General features: G+C 73.6%; 21 protein-coding genes. 8 read left to right on the top strand and 13 right to left on the bottom strand.

Translation table 11 applies throughout. From position 1 onward, the window contains the following. Positions 1-58: 58 nt before the first annotated feature. The 6 genes from ACQUFX_RS29845 to ACQUFX_RS29820 are packed head-to-tail and all read right to left on the bottom strand — an operon-like array spanning position 59 to position 6793. The gene (locus ACQUFX_RS29845; protein ID WP_428963509.1) at positions 59-1561 is read right to left on the bottom strand and encodes an NADH-quinone oxidoreductase subunit N; all 1503 of its coding nucleotides are present in this window, start codon (positions 1559-1561) and stop codon (positions 59-61) included. Continuing rightward, entirely contained in the window at positions 1558-3093 is a 1536-nt protein-coding gene (locus ACQUFX_RS29840) for a complex I subunit 4 family protein (protein ID WP_428963508.1), read from the bottom strand. The genes ACQUFX_RS29845 and ACQUFX_RS29840 overlap by 4 nt, the downstream gene beginning before the upstream one ends. Beyond that, on the bottom strand, positions 3090-5030 hold the full coding sequence (locus ACQUFX_RS29835; RefSeq protein ID WP_428963507.1) for an NADH-quinone oxidoreductase subunit 5 family protein: 1941 nt from the start codon (positions 5028-5030) through the stop codon (positions 3090-3092). The genes ACQUFX_RS29840 and ACQUFX_RS29835 overlap by 4 nt, the downstream gene beginning before the upstream one ends. Further along, complete coding sequence (nuoK, locus tag ACQUFX_RS29830) at positions 5027-5431, bottom strand: NADH-quinone oxidoreductase subunit NuoK (protein ID WP_428963506.1); 405 nt, start codon at positions 5429-5431, stop codon at positions 5027-5029. The genes ACQUFX_RS29835 and nuoK overlap by 4 nt, the downstream gene beginning before the upstream one ends. A 1-nt stretch (position 5432) precedes the next feature. After that, positions 5433-6050, bottom strand: coding sequence for an NADH-quinone oxidoreductase subunit J family protein (locus ACQUFX_RS29825; protein ID WP_428963505.1), 618 nt, complete (start codon positions 6048-6050; stop codon positions 5433-5435). Further along, positions 6047-6793, bottom strand: coding sequence for a NuoI/complex I 23 kDa subunit family protein (locus ACQUFX_RS29820; RefSeq protein ID WP_428963504.1), 747 nt, complete (start codon positions 6791-6793; stop codon positions 6047-6049). Before ACQUFX_RS29820 ends, ACQUFX_RS29825 begins: the two co-directional genes overlap by 4 nt. Positions 6794-6904: 111 nt before the next feature. Between ACQUFX_RS29820 and ACQUFX_RS29815 the strand changes: the two genes are divergently transcribed. After that, the gene (locus ACQUFX_RS29815) at positions 6905-7480 is read left to right on the top strand and encodes a Uma2 family endonuclease (RefSeq protein WP_428963503.1); all 576 of its coding nucleotides are present in this window, start codon (positions 6905-6907) and stop codon (positions 7478-7480) included. Positions 7481-7546: 66 nt separating this feature from the next. Here ACQUFX_RS29815 and ACQUFX_RS29810 read toward each other — a convergent pair whose 3' ends face one another. Next, the gene (locus ACQUFX_RS29810; protein ID WP_428963502.1) at positions 7547-8137 is read right to left on the bottom strand and encodes a TetR/AcrR family transcriptional regulator; all 591 of its coding nucleotides are present in this window, start codon (positions 8135-8137) and stop codon (positions 7547-7549) included. Between the two features lie 61 nt (positions 8138-8198). Here ACQUFX_RS29810 and ACQUFX_RS29805 point away from each other — a divergent pair, with 61 nt between their 5' ends. From ACQUFX_RS29805 to ACQUFX_RS29795, 3 genes are all read left to right on the top strand, one after another. Further along, positions 8199-8912 (top strand): CPBP family intramembrane glutamic endopeptidase, encoded by a 714-nt coding sequence (locus tag ACQUFX_RS29805; RefSeq protein WP_428963501.1) that lies wholly within the window; start codon positions 8199-8201, stop codon positions 8910-8912. 82 nt (positions 8913-8994) lie between these two features. Beyond that, the gene (locus ACQUFX_RS29800; protein WP_428963500.1) at positions 8995-10035 is read left to right on the top strand and encodes a glutathione S-transferase family protein; all 1041 of its coding nucleotides are present in this window, start codon (positions 8995-8997) and stop codon (positions 10033-10035) included. A 343-nt stretch (positions 10036-10378) separates the two neighbouring features. Next, positions 10379-11605 carry a S8 family peptidase gene (locus ACQUFX_RS29795; RefSeq protein WP_428963499.1) on the top strand — a complete coding sequence of 409 codons (1227 nt, stop codon included), beginning with the start codon at positions 10379-10381 and terminating at the stop codon, positions 11603-11605. A 112-nt stretch (positions 11606-11717) separates the two neighbouring features. Here ACQUFX_RS29795 and ACQUFX_RS29790 read toward each other — a convergent pair whose 3' ends face one another. After that, complete coding sequence (locus tag ACQUFX_RS29790; RefSeq protein WP_428963498.1) at positions 11718-12683, bottom strand: complex I subunit 1/NuoH family protein; 966 nt, start codon at positions 12681-12683, stop codon at positions 11718-11720. Beyond that, a complete protein-coding gene (locus ACQUFX_RS29785; RefSeq protein ID WP_428963497.1) occupies positions 12683-13369 on the bottom strand; it encodes an NADH-quinone oxidoreductase subunit C in 687 nt (228 codons plus the stop codon). The genes ACQUFX_RS29790 and ACQUFX_RS29785 overlap by 1 nt, the downstream gene beginning before the upstream one ends. 456 nt (positions 13370-13825) lie before the next feature. On the opposite strand from ACQUFX_RS29785, the gene ACQUFX_RS29780 reads away from it, so the two are divergent. Genes ACQUFX_RS29780 through ACQUFX_RS29770 form a run of 3 tightly spaced genes read left to right on the top strand, consistent with a single transcriptional unit; the run spans position 13826 to position 16464 of the window. Further along, positions 13826-14872, top strand: a complete 1047-nt coding sequence (locus ACQUFX_RS29780; protein ID WP_428963496.1) for a glucose 1-dehydrogenase — start codon at positions 13826-13828, stop codon at positions 14870-14872. 60 nt (positions 14873-14932) lie between these two features. Beyond that, complete coding sequence (locus ACQUFX_RS29775; RefSeq protein WP_428963495.1) at positions 14933-15466, top strand: RNA polymerase sigma factor; 534 nt, start codon at positions 14933-14935, stop codon at positions 15464-15466. After that, entirely contained in the window at positions 15463-16464 is a 1002-nt protein-coding gene (locus ACQUFX_RS29770) for a hypothetical protein (protein WP_428963494.1), read from the top strand. The genes ACQUFX_RS29775 and ACQUFX_RS29770 overlap by 4 nt, the downstream gene beginning before the upstream one ends. Positions 16465-16538: 74 nt before the next feature. Here ACQUFX_RS29770 and ACQUFX_RS29765 read toward each other — a convergent pair whose 3' ends face one another. Genes ACQUFX_RS29765 through ACQUFX_RS29755 form a run of 3 tightly spaced genes read right to left on the bottom strand, consistent with a single transcriptional unit; the run spans position 16539 to position 18451 of the window. Next, the gene (locus tag ACQUFX_RS29765; protein WP_428963493.1) at positions 16539-17855 is read right to left on the bottom strand and encodes a DUF2252 domain-containing protein; all 1317 of its coding nucleotides are present in this window, start codon (positions 17853-17855) and stop codon (positions 16539-16541) included. Positions 17856-17915: 60 nt separating this feature from the next. Further along, positions 17916-18161, bottom strand: coding sequence for a flavin reductase (locus ACQUFX_RS29760; RefSeq protein ID WP_428963492.1), 246 nt, complete (start codon positions 18159-18161; stop codon positions 17916-17918). Beyond that, on the bottom strand, positions 18158-18451 hold the full coding sequence (locus tag ACQUFX_RS29755) for a hypothetical protein (protein WP_428963491.1): 294 nt from the start codon (positions 18449-18451) through the stop codon (positions 18158-18160). Before ACQUFX_RS29755 ends, ACQUFX_RS29760 begins: the two co-directional genes overlap by 4 nt. A gap of 273 nt (positions 18452-18724) precedes the next feature. On the opposite strand from ACQUFX_RS29755, the gene ACQUFX_RS29750 reads away from it, so the two are divergent. Beyond that, a complete protein-coding gene (locus ACQUFX_RS29750) occupies positions 18725-18934 on the top strand; it encodes a helix-turn-helix transcriptional regulator (protein WP_083978156.1) in 210 nt (69 codons plus the stop codon). A 326-nt stretch (positions 18935-19260) separates the two neighbouring features. Here ACQUFX_RS29750 and ACQUFX_RS29745 read toward each other — a convergent pair whose 3' ends face one another. After that, entirely contained in the window at positions 19261-19839 is a 579-nt protein-coding gene (locus ACQUFX_RS29745; RefSeq protein WP_428963490.1) for an NADH-quinone oxidoreductase subunit B, read from the bottom strand. Positions 19840-19865: the final 26 nt, after the last annotated feature.

Genomic DNA, 19865 nt, shown 5'->3' with positions numbered 1-19865 from the left:
ATCCGCTGACCGGTTCAACAAACCGGTACCCCACCACAGTCCGTCTAATGACTGAGAGTTACCTGGGAGCGGCCAGATCCAGCACCAGTTGCGGGGCGAGACCGACCACCACCGCCACCACCGTCGTCAACGTCAGCACCGCCAGCACCATCCGGGCCGGCGCTGCGGCGGAGGTCGGGACGGTGGCCGGGGACAGGGCGGTGGTCGGGTCGGGGGCGTACAGGGTGGCGACCACCCGCAGGTAGTAGGCGAGACCGACGACCGCGTTCAGCGCCACCACCAGGGCGAGCCAGCCCGCCTCGCCGGCCAGCAGCGACCGGACCACGGTCACCTTCGCGAAGAGCCCGGCCAGCCCGGGAGGAAGTCCGGCCAGCCCGACCAGCGCCAGCCCGAACGCCGCCGCCACCCAGGGCCGCCGCCGGGCCGCGCCGCGCAGGTCCGCGATCGAGCCGCCGTCCGCGCCGGCCGGGCGCAGGGCCACCACCGCCGCGAACGCGCCCAGCTCCAACACCACGAAGAAGACCGCGTACGCCACCGCCGCCGCGTACGCCGCCGTGCGGGCCTCCTCGGCGCGACCGGCGGCCAGCGCCAGCGCGCCCAGCGGGGCCAGGATGTACCCGGCCTGGGCCACCGACGACCAGGCCAGCAGCCGGACGGTACGCCGCTGCCGCAGCGCCACCAGGTTCCCCACGGTCATCGTCAGCACGGCGAGCAGGGCGAGCACCGGCCCGGTCACGGTGGCCGGCAACGCGTGCTGCACCACGGCGAGCAGGGCCACCACGCCACCGAACTTCGACGCCGTGGAGAGGTACGCGGCCACCGGCACCGACGCGCCGTCGTAGGTGGCCGGCGCCCAGGCGTGGAACGGTACCGCCGCGACCTTGAAGGCCAGCCCGAGCACCACCAGGGTCACGGCGGCGCTCGCCAGCGGCAGGTCGAGCAGGTCGGGTCGCTCGGCGAAGAGCGCGCCGAGCCGGTCCAGGTGCAGCCCGCCGGTGACCGCGTACAGCAGGGCGGCGCCGAGCAGGGTCAGCGTGGTGGCGACCACGCTCACCACGAAGAAGGTGACCGCCGCCTCGGCGCTGGCCAGGCTGCCCCGGCGCAGGCCGACCAGCACGTAGATCGGCAGGGTCAGCGTCTCCAGCGCCACGATCAGCGTGATCAGGTCGCCGGCCGCGCCGAGCACCACCCCGCCGGTCATCGAGCAGGCCAGCAGGAAGGCGTACTCCCCCACCGGGGCGGCACCGGCGCGCAGCAGCGGGCCGGAGAGCCCCAGCACACCGAGGGCGAGCAGGGCGAAGACCACGGCCACCAGGGCGGCCCGGTCGCCGAGGACGTACGAACAGTCGGTGCCGACGCAGAAGGTCCGCCGGGTCGGTCCCGCACCGACCACGGCCGCGCCGACCGCCGTGCCGGCGGCCCCCAGAGCGGCCACCACCAGCGTCACCCGGCCCCGGCCCACCAGGACGTCGGCCAGCAGCACCAGCACGGCCGTCCCGGCGGCCAGGTACGCCGGCAGCAGCGCCACGTGGTCGATGCTCTGGACGAGGCTCCCGGTCATCGCAGCACCTCCACCAGGGCGGCCACCGGGGCGTCGGCGACGCCGAGGACCAGGGTCGGGGCCAGGCCGACGGCCAGGGCCAGCAGCACCAGCGGCGCCCACGCGGTCAGTTCGGCCCCGGCCAGCCCGGGGGTGACCCGCCCGACCGCCGGGCTGGGCCGGCCGTGGGTCACCCGGCGCAGCAGCCGCAGCAGGTACGCGGCGGTGAGCGCCCCGCCGAACGCGGCCAGCACGGCCAGGGTGGTCCAGAACGCCCCGCCCACCTGCACGGCGGCGACCACGGCCAGCGCCTCACCCCAGAACCCGGCCAGGCCGGGCAGGCCGAGGGAGGCGATCGCGGCGAAGGCGAGCAGCCCGGCGAGCCGGGGCGCGGTCTCCCGCAGCCCGGACAACTCGGCCAGCGAGCCGGTGCCGGTCCGGTCCTTCACCGCCCCGGCCAGGAAGAACAGCAGTCCGGTGATCACCCCGTGGGCGACGTTGCCGATCAGCGCCGCCTGCAGGCCGGTGGCGGTGAGCGTGGCGATGCCGAGCAGCACGAACCCCATGTGCCCGACGCTGGAGTACGCGATCAGCCGTTTCAGCTCGGTCTGGGCCAGGCAGACCAGGGAGCCGACCAGGATCGCCGTCACGGCCAGCGCGCCGAGCACCGGGGCGGCCCAGCGGGCCCCCTCCGGGGCCACCCCCACCGCCACCCGGATCAGCCCGTACGTGCCCATCTTGAGCAGCACCCCGGCGAGGACCACGCTGCCGACGGTGGGGGCCTGGGTGTGCGCGTCGGGCAGCCACGAGTGCAGCGGCCAGAGCGGGCTCTTCACCGCGAACGCCAGCCCGAGCAGGACGAACGCGGCGAGCTGGGTGCCCCGGGACAGCCCGGCCCCACCGGTCAGCGCGACGATGTCGGCGGTGCCGGCGGCAGCCACCACGACGTAGACCCCGACCAGCAGGAGCACCGAGCCGAAGAGGGTGTAGAGGGCGAACTTGCGCGCCGCCGCCCGCGCCGCGTCCCGGGCCGACGGGCCGCCCGGCACCGCGCTGCCGCCCCAGCCGGCGATGATCGCGTACATCGGCAGCAGGACGACCTCGAAGAAGAGGAAGAAGAGCACCAGGTCGAGGGCGAGGAAGGTGCCCAGGATGCCCACCTCGACCACCAGCAGCAGCGCCACCAGGGCCCGGCCGCTGCCGCCGGGCGGCACCCGCCACAGCGTGTACCCGCAGCAGAGCAGGGTGAGCAGGGCGGTGAGCACCACCAGCGGCCAGGAGATGCCGTCCACGCCCAGGTGGAAGCGCAGGTCCAGGCCGGGCACCCAGGGCAGGTCGAGCCGGTGCCAGGGGCGGACCGCCGGCGTCCCGGCGGCCCAGGCGAACCAGCTCCGGTCCCCGGTGGCCAGCAGCGCCGCCAGCAGCAGGGTGAGCCCGGCGACCACCGTGCCGACCAGCCGGGCGGCCCGGTCCCGGCGGATCGCGGCCACCGCCACGGCGCCGACCGCCGGCACCGCCAGCACCGCGACCAGGAGGAACTCGCCGAAGCTCATGAGGTCACTCCGATCAGGACGGCGGCGAGGCCGATCAGCAGCGCGCCGGCCAGCACGCCGGCCGCCGCCCGGGGCAGCGCGGCCCGGTGCAGCGCGGCCAGGCCGCCGCCGAGGCCCCGGGCGGCCCGCCCGGTCCCGGTCACCGCGCCGTCGACCACCGTCTCGTCAGCGGTACGCGCGAGCCGGCCGAGCGCCCGGACCGGGCGTACCACCAGGGTGTGCTGGACGTCGTCGAGCCGGAAGCCGGCCGCGAGGACCGGCCGCAGCGGACCCAGCGCGCGGGCCGGATCGTCGGTCGGGTCGCGCCGCCAGCCGGCCCAGGCCAGCCCGGCCCCGGCCAGCAGCAGCACGGTGGGCAGCAGCAGCGCCGGCCCGAGGTGCACCAGTTCCTCCGCCGGGCCGTCGGCGGGAACGGCCAGCCGACCGGCCGGGACGGCGAGCCGGTCGGCGAAGGCGGGCAGGAACGCGGCCAGCCCGAGCAGCGCCGCCGGGACCGCCAGCAGCAGCACCGGCCAGCGCAGCAGCGCCGGTGGGTCGTGCGGGTGCAGCAGCGGCTCCCGCAGCTCGCCGAAGAAGGTCCGCAGCAGCAGGCGGGTGGCGTACCAGGCGGTCACCACGACGCCGAGCAGCCCGGCCAACCAGACCAGCCAGCCCACCCAGGCCGGGGCGGGCCCGGTGCCGTCCAGCGCGGCGGTCTGGGCCACCGCCAGCACGCCGTCCTTGCTCCAGAACCCGGACAGCGGCGGCAGCCCGGCCAGCGCGCCGAGCCCGACCAGGGTGCACCAGAAGGTGACCGGCATGCTGCGGCGCAGCCCGCCCATCCGGGACATGAGGGTGGTGCCGACGGCGTGGATCACCGCACCGGCGGCGAGGAAGAGCAGCGCCTTGAACGCGGCGTGGGTGAGCAGGTGGAACAGCGCGGCGGCGGGGGCACCGACCGCGAGCGCCCCGGTCATGTAGCCGATCTGGGAGACCGTGGACCAGGCCAGCACCCGCTTGAGGTCGTCCTGCGCGGTGGCCGCGAACGCGCCGAGCAGCAGGGTCGTCGCGGCCATGACGCCGAGGACGGCCAGCGCGACCGGGGCGGCGACGAAGAGCGGGAAGAGTCGGGTGACCGCGTACACCCCGGCGGCGACCATGGTGGCGGCGTGGATCAGCGCGGAGATCGGGGTCGGGCCGGCCATCGCGTCCGGCAGCCAGGTGTGCAGCGGGAACTGGGCGCTCTTGCCGGCCACCCCGGCGAGCAGCAGCAGGCAGGCGGCGGTGAGCGTACCGGTGGCGTGGTCGTGGGCGAGCACGTCGGCGATCCGGAAGCTGCCCGCCGAGACGCCGAGCAGGGCGATGCCGAGCAGGAAGCCGACGTCGCCGACCCGGGTGACCAGGAACGCCCTCGTCGCGGCGGCCGGGGCCTCGGGCAGCCGCCGGTCGTGGGCGATGAGCAGGTACGAGCAGATGCCCATCACCTCCCAGCCGACCAGCAGCAGGATCAGGTCCCCGGCGACCACCACGGTCAGCATCGCGGCGGTGAAGAGGCTGATCTGGGCCGCGTACGGGGGGTACCGGTGGTCGACGTCGAGGTCGTCGTGCGGGCCCCGGCGCAGGTAGCCGACCGAGTACACCTGCACGGCCAGGGCGACGGCGGCCACCGCGACGGCGACCAGGGCGGCGGCACCGTCCAGGCGTACCCCGAGGGTGATCCGCAGCCCGGCCAGGTCCAGCCAGGTGGTGCCGGCCTCGGTCGGGGCGTCGAGAGTGACCAGCAGGGCGACCGCGACGGCGAGCGCGCCGGCCGCGCCGGTCACGCCGAGCGCGACGGCGGCCCGCCGGGCCGGCCCCTCGCCGCTGGCCGCGCCCCGGGGGGAGGGCGGCAGCAGGAGGCCGGCGAGGCCGGCGACCAGGGGTACCGCCGGCAGCAGCACACCGAGCAGCCCGGTCACCGCGCCCCCTCCCGATCGGTACCGGCCGGCGCGGGCCCGGTCGGAGCGGTGCCGGCCGCGACGGTGCCGGCCGGAACGGGGGCCGTCGCCGGGGTCTCCTCGGTCAGCGGCACCTCGTCGACCGCGACGCTGGCCCGCATCCGGTAGAGCTGGAGCACGATGGCCAGCCCGACGCCGATCTCGGCGGCGGCGAGCACGATCACGAAGAGGGCGAAGACCTGACCGCCGTGCGGGAACATCGACTTCGCGGTGGTGTCGGCGGTGATCAGGATCAGGTTGACCGCGTTCAGCATCAGCTCGACGGCCATCAGCACCAGCACGGCGTTACGGCGGCGCAGCACGCCGTAGACACCCAGGCCGAACAGGAGCGCCGCGGTGACGTACGGGATGACGGGCCGCACGTCACCGCCCCGTTCCGGTGCGCGCCCGGCCGTCGGGGGCCGCCGGCCCGTGGCCGGCTGCTCCGCCGCCGGCCGCGCCGTCGCCTGTGCCGTCGCCGCCGCCCGTCGCGTCCCGGCCGGCGGGGCGGCCGATGTCGGGCCGGGACAGCACGATCGCCCCGACCAGGGCGGAGAGCAGCAGCACCGAGAGCACCTCGAAGGGGAGCACCCAACTGCGGAAGATCTGGTCACCGAGGCGCTCGGCGGTGCCCGCCTCGGGCAGGTCCACCGTCGACCAGCGGAACGCGTCGACCAGGAGCAGGGCGAGCCCGAGCCCGCTGCCCCCACCGATCAGCGCGGCCGGCCAGCCCGGCCGGTCCAGGTCGTCGGAGGCACCGATCGGGGCCCGGGTCAGCATCACCGCGAAGAGCAGCAGCACCACCACCGCGCCCACGTAGATCAGCACCTGCACCCAGGCGACCAGTTCGGCGGTGAGCACCAGGTAGATCCCGGCCAGCGCGCCGAGGCAGACCACCAGGTACAGGCCGGCCCGCACCAGGTGGCTGGTGCCCACCACCAGCGCGCCCGCCCCGACGGCCACCGCGCCGAGGGCCAGCAGCAGCACGTCGACGCCGGTCACCGGGCCGCGCCTCCGTCCGCGCCGGGGGCCTCTGGACCAGACGCCTCCGCGCCGGGGGCCTCCGCGCCGGGGGTGCCGCCCTCGTCGGGCCGGCCCCCGGCGGGGGTACCGCGGTCGCCGGCCGGTGGTGCGACCCGGTCGGGGGCCGGGCGGGCGGGGGGCGTACCCCGGGGGGCGGCCGGTCGGGCGGGCGGCGCGGTGGGGGCGGCGGCCTTGCGGGCGGCGGCGGTCTCCTCCTTGGCCGGCTCGCCGTGCCGGTCGTGCGCGGGTGGCGGTGGCACGGTGGCCATCCACTCGCCGAGGTGGTCCTTGTCGTGCAGCAGGTCCTTGATGTCGTACTCGGCGTACTCGAACTCGGGAGACCAGTGGAGCGCGTCGAACGGGCAGACCTCCACGCAGATGCCGCAGTACATGCAGAGCGAGAAGTCGATGTCGAACCGGTCGAGGACGTTGCGCTGGCGGGGACGGGCGGCCCCGGGGACCGCCACCTCCTCCTTGTGCGAGTCGATGTAGATGCACCAGTCCGGACACTCGCGCGCGCAGAGCATGCAGACCGTGCAGTTCTCCTCCAGCAGGGCGATCACGCCCCGGCTGCGCGGTGGCAGGTCGGGGGCGACGTCCGGGTACTGCTGGGTGGTCGAGCGGCGGGTCATCGTCTTGAGGGTGACGGCCAGCCCCTTCGCCAGGCCGGCCCCGGGCAGGCTGCGCCCACTGCGGTCCCCATGCTCGCTCATGTCGACCATCCTGCCCTGTGGGCCCGGCGCGCGCGACCACCACCCGACTCTTCGCGGCGGTACGGTACGGCTGGGGAGAACGACACACCGGACACCACCGCAAGAGGAAGGTACCCGTCGATGACCGCCGCACTGCACGACGACCAACCGCCGTCGGGCGAGTGGACAACGGACGACCTCGACGCCCTGCCCGGCGACGGTCGTCGCCGCGAACTGCTCGATGGAGTGTTGCTCGTGTCCCCCTCCCCCACCGCCGCCCACCAGACCATCGCCATGCGGCTCGGTGTCGCACTGGAAGAAGAGTGCCCCGACGAGTACCAGGTGACCCAGGGCGTCGAGGTACGGATCAACCGCACCCGGTCCTTCATCCCGGACGTTCTGGTCATCACCACCCCGGCGGCGCAGCGCCGGCCGGCCCGGTACGAGGCGCACGAGGTGGTCCTCGCCGTGGAGATCGTCTCGCCGAGCACGCGCTCCATCGACCGGGTGTTGAAACCGGCGCTGTACGCCCAGGCCGGGATCCCCCACTACTGGCGGATCGAGACCGGGCCGGACGGGTTGGTCGTGCACACCCACACGATCGACCCGGTGAACGAGGTCTACACCGAGACCGGACGCTGGACGAAGTTCGTCGACACCGGGGAGCCCTTCCCGGTGAACCTGTCGGTCGCCCGGCTGACTCCCCGGTACCTCTGACCCCTGCGGGTCGGCCCTCCCGACCCGGCCCGGCCGCTGGGTGCTCGCCCCGCACCGTTGTGATGGTCAGTGGGCCGGGGCGAGGCGGGCGAGGTGGGCGTCGATCTCGGACCGGGCCTCGTCCGGGGTGAGCACGCCGGAGAGCAGTCGGACGGTCAACCCGTCCAGCAGGGTGGCCAGGGCGCTCGCGGCGGCGGACCCGTCGACGTCGGCCCCGGCGCTACCGTCCGCGCGGGCCAGGTCGATCAGGCGTACCAGGTTGCCGTGCAGCTCGGCCGCGTTCTCCCGGACGACCGTGGCGACCTGCTCGTCGATCAGCGCCTCGGCGGTCAGCATCAGCCAGACCCGGGCCTCGAAGATCCGTTCCGGGTCGAGGGGGACGAGTTCCCGCGCGGCGAGCCGGAGCGTGGCCAGGGCGGTCGGCCCGAACCGGAGCGCGCGGGCCCGGCCGACGACCCGCTCCGCCAGGTGCGCCATCGCGGCGCGGACCATCAGTTCCCGGGTCGGGAGGTAGTGCTGCGCGGTGGCCAGGGCCATCCCCGCCTCGCCCGCGACGGCCCGGACGGTGGTCCCGGCGACTCCGGACCGGCTCAGCACGACGCAGGCGGCAGCTCCGAGCAGCCGCCGCCGCTCCTCGTGATCAACGACCTTCGGCATCGCCCGATCCTATGTTATCGGTCGCTTGACCTAAATAGGTCACGCGACTAATCTTGCGACGGTGACGACTCGAACCACGCCACCACCCACCACCTCGACCCGCTTCACCTGGCTGGACCTGGTGATCGTGCTCGCCGTCGGCTTCGGGCTGGCCAACGCGCCGGTGGCGGATCTCCTCGCCCGGGGGCCGGAACTCCTCGGCGCCTCCGAGCTGGCGGCGACCAGCATCGCCTGGCTGCTGATCAACGGCACCCAACTGGCGGTCGGCCTCGCCGTGACGTACCACCGGTTCGGCGCCGTACGCGGGCCCCTGCGGTTGGACCGCCCCCGGGCCGGGCACCTCGGCGCGGCGGCCGGGTGGGGCCTCGCCAAGGCCGCCCTGACCCTCGGGCTGCTGGTGGCCCTGCCGGCGGCGGTGACGAGCGGCGGGGGCGGGGAGGGCGGTAGTCCGTCCGGCGGCCTGCTCGCCCAGTTCGCCTTCGCGTTCTTCTTCGGCGCGATCGCCTCCCCGGTGTACGAGGAGGTCCTCTACCGGGGCGTCTTCTTCCAGGGCCTGGCCGCCCGGCTCCCCGCCCTGGCCGCGATCACCCTCTCCGCCGGGTTCTTCGCGGTGATGCACCTGCCCCGGGTGTTCAACACCGTCAGCGCGCTCCTCGCCGGGCTGCTCTTCGCCTGGCTGCTGCACCGGTACCGGAACCTCTGGGTGCCGATCCTGGCCCACGCGGTGAGCAACGGCACCCTGGTCGTCCTCGCCTTCCTCGCCGAGGCCGCCTGACCCGGGTCGTCGCCCAGCCGGACGGCGACGCTTCCGCCATGATGGGACGGAACGGACGCGGCGACGGCGGAGAGGGCGACAGATGGGCGAGGGCGACGGCGGGAAGCAGACCGGCGGCAAGTACGTCGAGCCGGGCGGCGAGTTCACCCGCGACCAGCGGTACATCGCCACCCGGATCACCGCCGACGGGCGGGACGGTTACCCGGTCGAACCCGGCCGGTACCGGCTGGCGGTGAGCCGGGCCTGCCCGTGGGCCAACCGCCTGATCATCGTCCGGCGGCTGCTCGGCCTGGAGGACGCCCTGTCGATGGCGGTCGCCGGGCCCACCCACGACGCCCGGAGCTGGACCTTCGACCTCGACCCCGACGGGCGGGACCCGGTGCTGGGCTACGAGCGGCTGGCCGAGGCGTACTTCGCCCGGTTCCCCGGGTACGACCGGGGGATCACCGTGCCGGCGATCGTCGACACACCGACCGGGCAGGTGGTCACCAACGACTACGCGCAGATGAGCCTGGACCTGTCCACCGAGTGGACGGCGTACCACCGCGAGGGCGCCCCCCGGCTCTACCCGGAGGAACTGCGCACCGAGATCGACGAGGTCAACAAGGTGGTCTTCGCCGACGTCAACAACGGGGTGTACCGGTGCGGCTTCGCCGGCAGCCAGGGGGCGTACGAGCAGGCGTACCACCGGCTCTTCGACCGGCTGGACTGGCTCAGCGACCGGCTGTCCGACCAGCGTTACCTGGTCGGGGACACCATCACCGAGGCGGACGTGCGGCTGTTCACCACGCTGGTCCGCTTCGACCCGGTGTACCACGGCCACTTCAAGTGCAACCGGCAGAAGCTGACCGAGATGCCGGTGCTGTGGGCTTACGCCCGGGACCTGTTCGCCACCCCCGGGTTCGGTGACACCATCGACTTCGACCACATCAAGCGGCACTACTACGAGGTGCACCGGGACATCAACCCGACCGGGGTGGTGCCGCTCGGCCCGGACCTGGTCGACTGGCTCAGCCCGCACGGCCGCGAGGCGCTGGGCGGGCGGCCGTTCGGCGACGGCACTCCCCCGCCGCCCCCGCCGCCGGCCGAGCAGGTGCCCCCGGCCCACACCCCGCTGGGCTGAGCCTCCGCCGTCCCGCAGCGCCACACCGCCCCGCCTGGTGACCGCACCCGGCGGGGCGGTGTCGCGTTACCCGTTCGTCCACGGCCGACGATCCTTCCATCGACAGACTTCACCGGTTAACACGATTGTCGATTGAAGATGATCGAATTAAGGGCGTTCGCCGCCGAGCCCCACCGGGCCGGCGGAGGACCCATTCGTCCACACCGGACGAGGACGGTCGGACCACCGTCCCGGTCGCCGCCGGTCGCGCGGCACCTGCCTGTCGAGACCCCGCACACTGCGGGACGGGCCGGACCGGGACGACGTCGACCGTCGGGACCGTATCGCCTGAGGAGGTCGTAGCTTGCGCAAGCTAGGTGGCAGAACGGTACGTCTGGGCGTCCTGGCCGGGGTACTCACCGGCGCGCTCGTCACCGCCGTCGCCCCGCCCGCCGTGGCGGCACCGGGTCGGTCGACGCCCGCCCCGCTGCTGACGAGCGGGCCGCAGGCCGCAGCGGACCGGTACATCGTGGTGCTCTCGGAGAAACCGTCCGGCGACGCCCGCTCCGCGCGCACCACGCGCGCCGTCACCACCGCCGAGCGGGCCGGCGGCACCATCCTGGCCCGCTACGGGCACGTCCTCGACGGGTACGCGGCGCAGCTCTCCCCGGCCGCCCTCGCCGCGGTCCGGGCCGACCCCGCCGTGGCGTACGTCGAGCGGGACACCCGGATCACCGGCGGCCTGTTCGAGGCGAGCCCGCAGCTCAACCCGCCGTCCTGGGGGCTGGACCGGATCGACCAGCGGTACCAGCCGCTGGACAACAGCTACAGCTACAGCTCGACCGGCTCCGGGGTGACGGTCTACGTGGTGGACTCCGGCATCCGGGCCACCCACGACGACTTCGGCACCCGGGCCAGCGGGGTCTACGACGCGGTCGGTGACGGCAACGGCACCAACGACTGCCACGGGCACGGCACCCACGTCGCCGGCACCGTCGGCGGCGAGGACTTCGGCGTCGCCAAGGCCGCCACCCTCAAGGCGGTCCGGGTGCTCCAGTGCGACAACAGCGGCTGGAGCACCGACCTGATCGAGGGCATGGACTGGATCACCGCCAACGCCGACCCGGTCTCGGTGGCCAACTTCAGCCTCCAGGGGTACGGCACCTCGGCCAGCGTCGCGACCGAGAACATGATCGACGCCGGGGTGCACGCTGTCTTCATCGCCAACAACTTCAACACCGACGCCTGCACCAACGGCCCCCGGTCCTCCCGGGGCGTCACCGTCGCCGCGACCGACATAAGCGACACCCGTGCGTCGTTCTCCAGCTACGGCACCTGCGTCGACGTCTTCGCCCCCGGCGTCTCCATCAACTCGGCCGGCATCGCGTCGGACACCGCCGTCGCGTACGGCTGGTCGGGCACCTCGATGGCGGCGCCGCACGCGGCCGGCTGGCTGGCCCGCTACCTCCAGGGCAACCCGACGGCCACGCAGGCGACGGCCAAGGCGGCGCTGATCGCCGCCGCGACCACCGGTGTGGTCTCCAGCCCCGGCACCAGCTCCCCGAACCGGCTGCTCTACGCCGCTCCCTAACCACCTGACGCCGGCCCGGGGGTGCAGCGCGCCCCCGGGCCGGCACACGTTCCGGCTCGCCGGTCAGGAAGGGGCCCTTCCTCTACCGGAAGCGTTAACAGGGGGCCCTTCCTTACACCAGGGCGAGGCGGACGGCGGCGGTCAGCACGAGTTGGCCCAGCGCCGCCGGGACGAGGACCAGCCAGCAGAGACGCTGCAACTGGTCCTCGCGCAGCCTCGGGTACGACACCCGGACCCAGATGATCACGAACGAGACGGCGAAGACCTTCAGCAGGGTCCAGAGCCAGCCGAGCTGGGCGTCGGCGAACGGCCCCTGCCAGCCGCCGAGGAAGAGCACGGTGGTCAGCGCGGCGATCACCACGATGCCGGCGTACTCGGCGAGCAGGAAGAAGGCGAACCGCAGGCCGGTGTACTCGGTCATGTACCCGAAGACCAGTTCGGAGTCGGCGACCGGCATGTCGAACGGGGGCCGCCGGATCTCGGCCAGCCCGGCCACGAAGAACACGATCATGGCGGGCGCCTGCCAAAGCAGCCACCAGGGCTGCCACGCCTCGACGATGCCGGACAGGCTCAACGTGCCGGCCGCCATCGCCACCGAGGCGGCGGCCAGCACCAGCGGCAGTTCGTAGCCGAGCAACTGGGCCGCCCCGCGCAGGCCGCCCAGCAGGCTGTACTTGTTGGCCGACGCCCAGGCGGACATCAGCACCGCGAGCACGCCGATGCCGACCACGGCCAGGACGAAGAACAGGCCCACGTCCAACGGCTGCCCGACCAGCCCGCCCGGCCCGAGCGGGATCACCAGCAGCACCACCAGGTACGGCACCAGCGCGACCACCGGGGCCAGCCGGAACACGGCCCGGTCCGCCGCCCGGGGCGTGACGTCCTCCTTCTGCACGAACTTGACGCCGTCGGCGATCAGTTGCGCCCAGCCGTGGAAGCCACCGGCGTACATCGGGCCGAGCCGGCCCTGCATGTGCGCCATCACCTTGTGCTCGACCTGCCCGACCAGCAACGGCAGGGTGAGGAAGGCGACCACGACGCCACCCACCCGGATGAGCAGTTCCAGCCAGAGCGGCATCAGCCCGCACCCCCCTCCGGCGCGGCCGGGCGCTCCCGGGGCGGACGCTCGCGGGGCGGGCGCGGCGGACGTGCGGGGCGCTCACCCGCGCCGGCCGCCCCACCCGGCGTGGGGACGACCCCCCACTCGCCGGGAGCGGGTACGCCCGGCGGCCGGATCGGGCGGCGACCGCCACCCGCCTCCGACTCGCCCGGTTCCTTCGCGCCGGGCCACGGCTTGGCCACCCGGGAGGCGAGGACGAACTCCTTGCGCAGCGGGTGCCCCTCGAAACCCGGCGGCAGCAGCAGCGGGCGCAGTCCGGCGTGGCCGGTGAAGGCGAGGCCGAACATCTCGTGGGTCTCCCGCTCGTGCCAGGCCGCGCCGGGATAGAGGTCGACCACCGAGTCGACCGTCGGCGTCTCCCGGGGTACCCGGGTCCGCAGCAGGAGCCCGTGCCGGTGCCGGGTCGACCAGAGGTGCACCACCACGTCGAACCCGCCGGCCAGTTCGTCCACCGCCGAGAGCCAGTCGAAGAAGTCGCAGCCCAGCTCGGCGTCGTCCCGGGCCGCGCGCACCGCGTCCCGCCAGCTCGCCAGGGGTACGTCGACCGTCGGGCGGGCGTACCCCTGACCGCCGGAGACCGAGGCGGTGACGTCGACGGGCGCGAGGAGCGCCACCACTCGTTGGCCGACCTCTTCCGGAGTCATGTCGCTGATCCTATGGCCCACACGGCCCCGTGCCGCAGGGCTACGTTCCGTCACGCGCATCGTCGGCGCTCCTGCGTCATCTCGACAGGCAGCTCGACCCACCCCGGCCAGGAACGACCACGACGGCACGCCGGCCCGGAACATGACACACGCGCCCTTTCGATCTGCCCCACCGGTGAGACCGCCGGGCCATGCAGCAACGGCCCAGCAGCCCCGGGCCGACCCCACCGTTCGACGGCCCTCGTTCCCGTGGACCCCGTCGACCCCGGTGGTCTGTCGAGCCGGGCCCCATCAGCGCGTCGAGGACGACGAGCTGCCCCGTCTATCGGGGCAGCTCGAAAGGAAGGGCAACACCACTGCCCTGCCAGGTCGCCACCGGCCGCGCGTCGTCGGGCGACCGGGTGACCCGGGCCGGAACTCCGGCGTACCGGGGCGGGGCGGGGCAGAATCGTCGACGTGCGCGCCGTGACCGTCACTCCCGGAGTCCCCGGTTCGCTGCGGCTGGTGGACGACCATCCCGAGCCGAGCAGCGAGGAGGGGGCCATCCTGGTGCAGGCGCTGGCGGTGGGCGTCTGCGGCACCGACCACGAGATCATCGAGGGCGCGTACGGCGAGGCCCCGCCCGGCGAGCGGGACCTGGTCCTCGGGCACGAGTCCCTGGGCCGGGTACTGGAGGACCACACCGGCACGCTGCAACCGGGCGACCTGGTGGCCGGCATCGTCCGGCACCCCGATCCGGTGCCCTGTCCGAACTGCGCGGTCGACGAGTGGGACATGTGCCGCAACGGGCAGTACACCGAGCACGGCATCAAGGCGCTGCCCGGGTTCGCCCGGGAGCGGTGGCGGGTGCAGCCCCGCTACGCCGTCGGCCTGGACTCGGCCCTGGCCGAGGTGGGGATGCTGCTCGAACCGACCAGCGTGGTGGCGAAGGCCTGGGACCACATCGACCGGATCGGCGCCCGCGCCGAGTGGCAGCCCCGGACCGCGTTGATCACGGGCGCCGGGCCGATCGGCCTGCTGGCCGCGCTGCTCGCCAGCCAGCGGGGGCTTGAGGTACACGTGCTCGACCGGACCGAGTCCGGGCCGAAACCGGCGCTGGCCGCGGCCCTCGGCGCGACCTACCACAGCGAGCCGGTCGACCAGTTCGGCTTCGAGCCGGACGTGGTGGTCGAGTGCACCGGAGCACCGGTGGTGGTGCTGGAGGCGATGTGCAAGGCGGCGCCGACCGGCATCGTCTGCCTGACCGGGGTCTCCAGCGGCGGCCGGAAGATCGACTTCGACGCCGGGGCGCTCAACCGCTCCCTGGTCCTGGAGAACAACGTGGTCTTCGGCTCGGTGAACGCCAACCGGCGGCACTGGGACCTGGCCGCCGAGGCGCTGACCCGCGCCGACCAGGGCTGGCTCGCCTCGCTGATCAGCCGGCGGGTGCCGGTGGACTCCTACACCGACGCGTACACGCCGGGACCGGACGACATCAAGGTGGTGCTGGAGTTCGCCCGCTGACCGGCCGACAGTCGTCGCGGCACCGGTAACCGACCGCGCTCCGGCGACACAGACATGGGTATGAGGGACGCCGACAACCGGGGGACGGACTGGTTCCGCGGGCTCTACGCACGACATTTTCCGGACGTCGTCCGCTACGGTCTGCGCCGGCTCGACGGCATGGCAGCGGCCGAGGAACTCGCCCAGGAGGTGTTCCTCGTGGCGTGGCGACGGCGCTGGGAGGTGCCGGCCCGGACGCTGCCCTGGCTCTACGGGGTGGCCCGTCGCCTGCTGGCCAACCACTGGCGGGCCCAGCGCGTCGTGCCACCCTCGGCGGAGCTGACCGAGATGGTCGAGCTGGACCGGCAGGACGGCGTCGTACGGCTGATGGACGTCCGCACGGCGCTCGGCCGCCTCTCCGACGACGATCAGGAGATCCTCCGGCTGGTGGGGTGGGAGCAACTCTCGCCGAGCGAGGCGGCGCTGGTGCTGGGCTGCCTTCCGGCCACGGCCAAGGTGCGGTTGCACCGGGCCCGACGGCGACTCACCGAACTGTTACGGGAGCGCCCCGAACAGGCGTCGACGGTCAACAGCGAGCTGGGAGGGGTGCGATGAGCAGGCGGGTACGGGACATGCTGGCGGCTGCCGACCCGGCGCGCGGGGTCGAGGTGGGACCGGGTGACGTGGAGGCGCTGCTGGACCGCGCCGGCACGGACGTCACCTCGTACGCCCCGGTCGCACCGGCCCGGTCGCGGGCGTCCCTGCTGGTACCCGTCGGGGCGTTTGCTCTGGTCCTGGTCGCGACGGCAGCGGTCGCGGCGCTGCGGCCGTCGGCCGCCGGGCCCACCCTGGGCACCCCCGACGCGCCGCCGGAGCCCACGGCCGTCGCGGCGCCGTGCCTGGCGGCGGTCGCCGACCGGGTACGGGCCACCTCGTACGACGGGCGGACCGGCAGGTACGAGTACCTGCGGGTGGCGGCACCGAGCGGGTCGATGGTCGAGATGCCGGGGCACGGCGGGCGCTTCGCCTCGGTGCGGTACCCCGGGGAGACCGAGCGGTGGCTCGCGGCGGACGGCTCGGGACGGCTCCGCGTGGTCCGTGGTGAACCGGAGTACCAGGACGCCGAGTCGGAGGAGTACTTCGCGGCGAACCCGGACATGCGGCCCCGGCCCGGAACGGAGACGACGGAGCTGGGACCGGGCGACCTGGAGCTGACCGCGCTGCCGGCCGCCGACCCGGCGGCCCTGGCGCAGGCGCTGTACCAGCCCCGGGAGAACGGCCCGTCGCAGGTGCTGGTCAACGTCGCCGACCTGAACCGGCAGTGGATCCTGGACGCCGCGCACCGGGTCGCCGTCCTGCGGTTGCTCGCCGCGACGGACGGAACGGTGTGCCGGGGTGAGCAGACGGACCCGGCGGGCCGGACCGGCGTCGTGGTCTCGGCCGACCGGGGTCGGGGCCCCCGGCCGAGCCCCGGCGACCACGGTCGCGAGTACCTGCTCTTCGAGCCGGAGACCGGCGAGCTGCTGGCCGCCGGCGGCCAGGCCGGTCCCACCGGGGCCGTGGACTGGTCGACCCGCTACCTCGACCGAGCCCGCACGGACACGCTCGGCTGACGCCCGGCACAGGTGTGAGGAAGGGCCCCTTGTACAACAGAAAGCGTTAAGAGGGGCCCTTCCTTGCACCGGGGTCAGATGCCGGGGAGACGGCCGTTGCGGAAGACGTCGACGAAGAGCTGGTGGTCCTCGCGGGCCCGCAGGCCGTACGCGTGGGCGAACTCCACCAGGTGCCCGACGAAGCCGGCGTGGTCGGCCTCCACCGCCGCCACGATCGCCTCCTCGGTCGAGTAGTCGACCAGGTCGTGGCTGGACTCGTCGTCGGCGACCGAGTGCATCCGGGCCACCGCCCGACCGAGGTCGGCCAGCACCCCGGCCAGTTCCTCGGGCTCGTTGACGTCGGCCCAGTCCAGGTCGGCCGCGTACGGGGAGACCTCGGCGACGAGTTGGCCCACCCCGTCCAGTTCGGTGTAGCCCAGCCACGGGTCGGCGTGCGCCTGCAACGCGCGCTGCGACTCGGCCGTCCGGTGGCCCTGGTGCCGGAAGTACTCGCGGACGCCCTGGTCGGTGACGTGCCGGGCCACGGCGGGCACCTGGGCCTGCTTCATGTAGATGACGACGTCGTTCTCCAGCGCCTCGGTGTGCCCCTCCAGCAGGAGGTTGTACGAGGGCAGCCCGGCCGAGCCGATGCCCACGCCCTTGCGCAGCACCACGTCCTTGATGTGGGTGGCGACCGGGCGGAGCTGGGCGCTGGAGGGGGGCAGCGTGCCGAGGTAGTCCTCGAAGGCCGCGCAGACCTTCTTGCGGGTGTCCGCGTCGATCTCGAAGACCCCGTCGCGCAGCGCGAACCGGCGCTCGTAGTTGTCAATCGTGGTCTGCTGCTTGAGCAGGTCGACCCGGGTGTTGAGCCGGGCCTCCTGGAGCACCCGGCGCAGCACGCCGTCGGCGTTGTCCAGGGTGATCGAGCCGATCGCGTCGTCCCCGCCGCGCGCGATGGCCCCCAACTCGGTCAGGTACGCCTCGGCGAACCCGGCGACCAGGTCGCTGATCGCCTGGTCGGAGAGCGCCTTGGCGTACCCGATCAGGGCCACGCTGGCGGCGAACCGCTTCAGATCCCAGGTGAACGGCCCGACGTACGCCTCGTCGAAGTCGTTGACGTTGAAGACCAGGTGCCCGTCGGCGTTCATGTACGTGCCGAAGTTCTCCGCGTGCAGGTCGCCGTGGATCCACACCCGGCTGGTCCGGTCGTCGAGGAACCGGTCGTCGGCGAAGTCGCCACGCTGGTCGGCGTAGAAGAGCGCGGCACTGCCCCGGTAGAACGCGAACGGGGAGGCGGCCATCTTCCGGAACTTGCGCCGGAACGCCGCCGGATCGAGCGCCATCGACGTACCGAATTCCTCGGTGAGGACGTCGATGATGTGGGCGGACCGTTGATCAACTGAGTGGTTCATGGCCGGCAAGATTAGCCCCTGCGCGCCATCCCACCCGTCAACCGCGCCCTCGCGCGCCCCTCAGCCCCGGGGGTGGGTCCAGCCGACGAAGCGCTCGGTCAGGTCGACCGGCGGCACATCCCCGTCGAGCTGGGCGAGGTGCTCGGCGGCCTCGACCTGGAGCGCGGCCAGGTGACTCGTCAACGCCGCCCGGTCGCTCCGGTACTCGCCGAGCAGCCGCAGCTTCGCCGCCGAACACGGCCAGGCGATCCCGCAGACCCGGCAACGCCAGGTGGGCCGGCTCGGCAGATGCTCCCGCCCCCTCATACCGACAGCTTCGCGCCACGGGGGCGTCGGGCCGGGCGGCGGGTAGCCGGGACGGGTGGGCCGGGCGTGACCCACCGCAACCCCTCGCGCCGCACGTACAGCTCGCGCTTGGCGACCGCCTCGCCCCGGACGTCCAGCTCGTACCCCTCGATCCAGGTCCAACCGTGGTACGTGTGCCGGTCGGCCAGGTGCCGGATCACCCGTACCACGATCGGCCGGACGAACTGCACGCTCGCGGCGCGGGTCAGGTGCAGCAGGTCGCCGGCCCTGATCGGGCGCTCTGTCGTCACCAGCGACCCCCGTTCCGGGGCCGGCCCGACACCCGCCCGGCCGATCGCGAGCTGAACCGATCCGGGCACGGCGCCAGCAGGCCACACGAGCAGCGCCGCCAGAACGACCGCCACGTCCGCCGGCGGGCGGGACCGATCGGTACGAGTGGTGAGTGTTGGTTCGTTCGCATGACCTCAGCATCAGCTAGGACCAGTCGTGCGTCAAGTACCCGGGACGAGTGGTCGCTTGACCAGTTGACACGCGACCGGTGGTCGTCTTTCTAACGTCAGGCCATGACGCGGCTTCGACTGATGGGCACGCACGAGATCCGCGTGCGCCTGGGCGGCATCAGCCGGCAGCGCGTCTACGAGTTGACGATGCGCCGAAACTTCCCCGAGCCGGTCGCCGAACTGGCACAGGGCAAGGTGTGGCTCGCGGACGACGTCGAGCGCTGGATCACCGAACACCGCCGCGAACTCGCCGACACCGAAGGCGACACCTGACCCACGAAGTGGCGACTTTTGGGGCGCATCGGGCGGGTTGAGGTCGGCTCTGAGAGATCTTGGAACGAAACGGCCCCTCCGGGGGCCGAAATCTTCCAAGGTCTTCTACTGAGGCGATCTGGGCGGGCCAGCGAGGGGCGCATTGCGCTGATATGACCGCATTCACCCCTGTGCAGGGTCACCCGGCCCGCAGACGTACAGGCGTTGGCGAGGGCTGCTTCGTTGTTGTGGTGGTCTCGAGAGGTGTTGGTGGGGACGATTTCCCTGAAGTTGCGCCCACAGTGGTGACGGGAGGGGACGCTGGACGCCGCTCAGCGTCACAGCCGCTAGCTCGTCGGGGGGCGGACCGGTGGGGCGGTGAGGGAGTCGACCGGGCGGGGCGGGGCCGCCTCGACCGCGCTGACGTCGGCCGTCGGGGCGAGCTGGTCGGGGCGGGAGACCCCGCCGAGGCCGGACTGCTCGGCGGCGATCTTTTCCTGGAGGCGGAGGATGCCGTGCAGCAGCGCCTCCGGCCGGGGCGGGCAGCCGGGGACGTAGACGTCCACCGGGATGAGCTGGTCGACGCCCTTGGTCACCGAGTACGAGTCCCAGTAGGGGCCGCCGCAGTTGGAGCAGGCGCCGAACGAGATGACGTACTTCGGCTCGGGCATCTGGTCGTAGAGCCGCTTGATCGCCGGGGCCATCTTGTCGGTGACCGTCCCGGAGACCACCATCAGGTCGGCCTGGCGGGGGCCGTGGGCGAACGGGATCACGCCGAGCCGGATGAAGTCGTGGCGGCCCATGCTGGTCGCGATAAACTCGATGGCGCAGCAGGCCAGGCCGAAGTTGAACACCCAGAGCGAGTAGCGGCGACCCCAGTTCAGCACGAACCGGATCGGCTCGCCGAGCACCTGCGGCAGTTGCACGGACCCACCCCCTCTGCTGTCCCCGC

Origin of the sequence: Micromonospora fluostatini, assembly GCF_050410825.1 — a bacterium.
GTDB classification, from domain to species: Bacteria; Actinomycetota; Actinomycetes; order Mycobacteriales; family Micromonosporaceae; genus Micromonospora; species Micromonospora rosaria.
The sequence above is the reverse complement of the archived record's forward strand: the minus strand, read 5'-3'. Positions and strand labels throughout refer to the sequence as shown.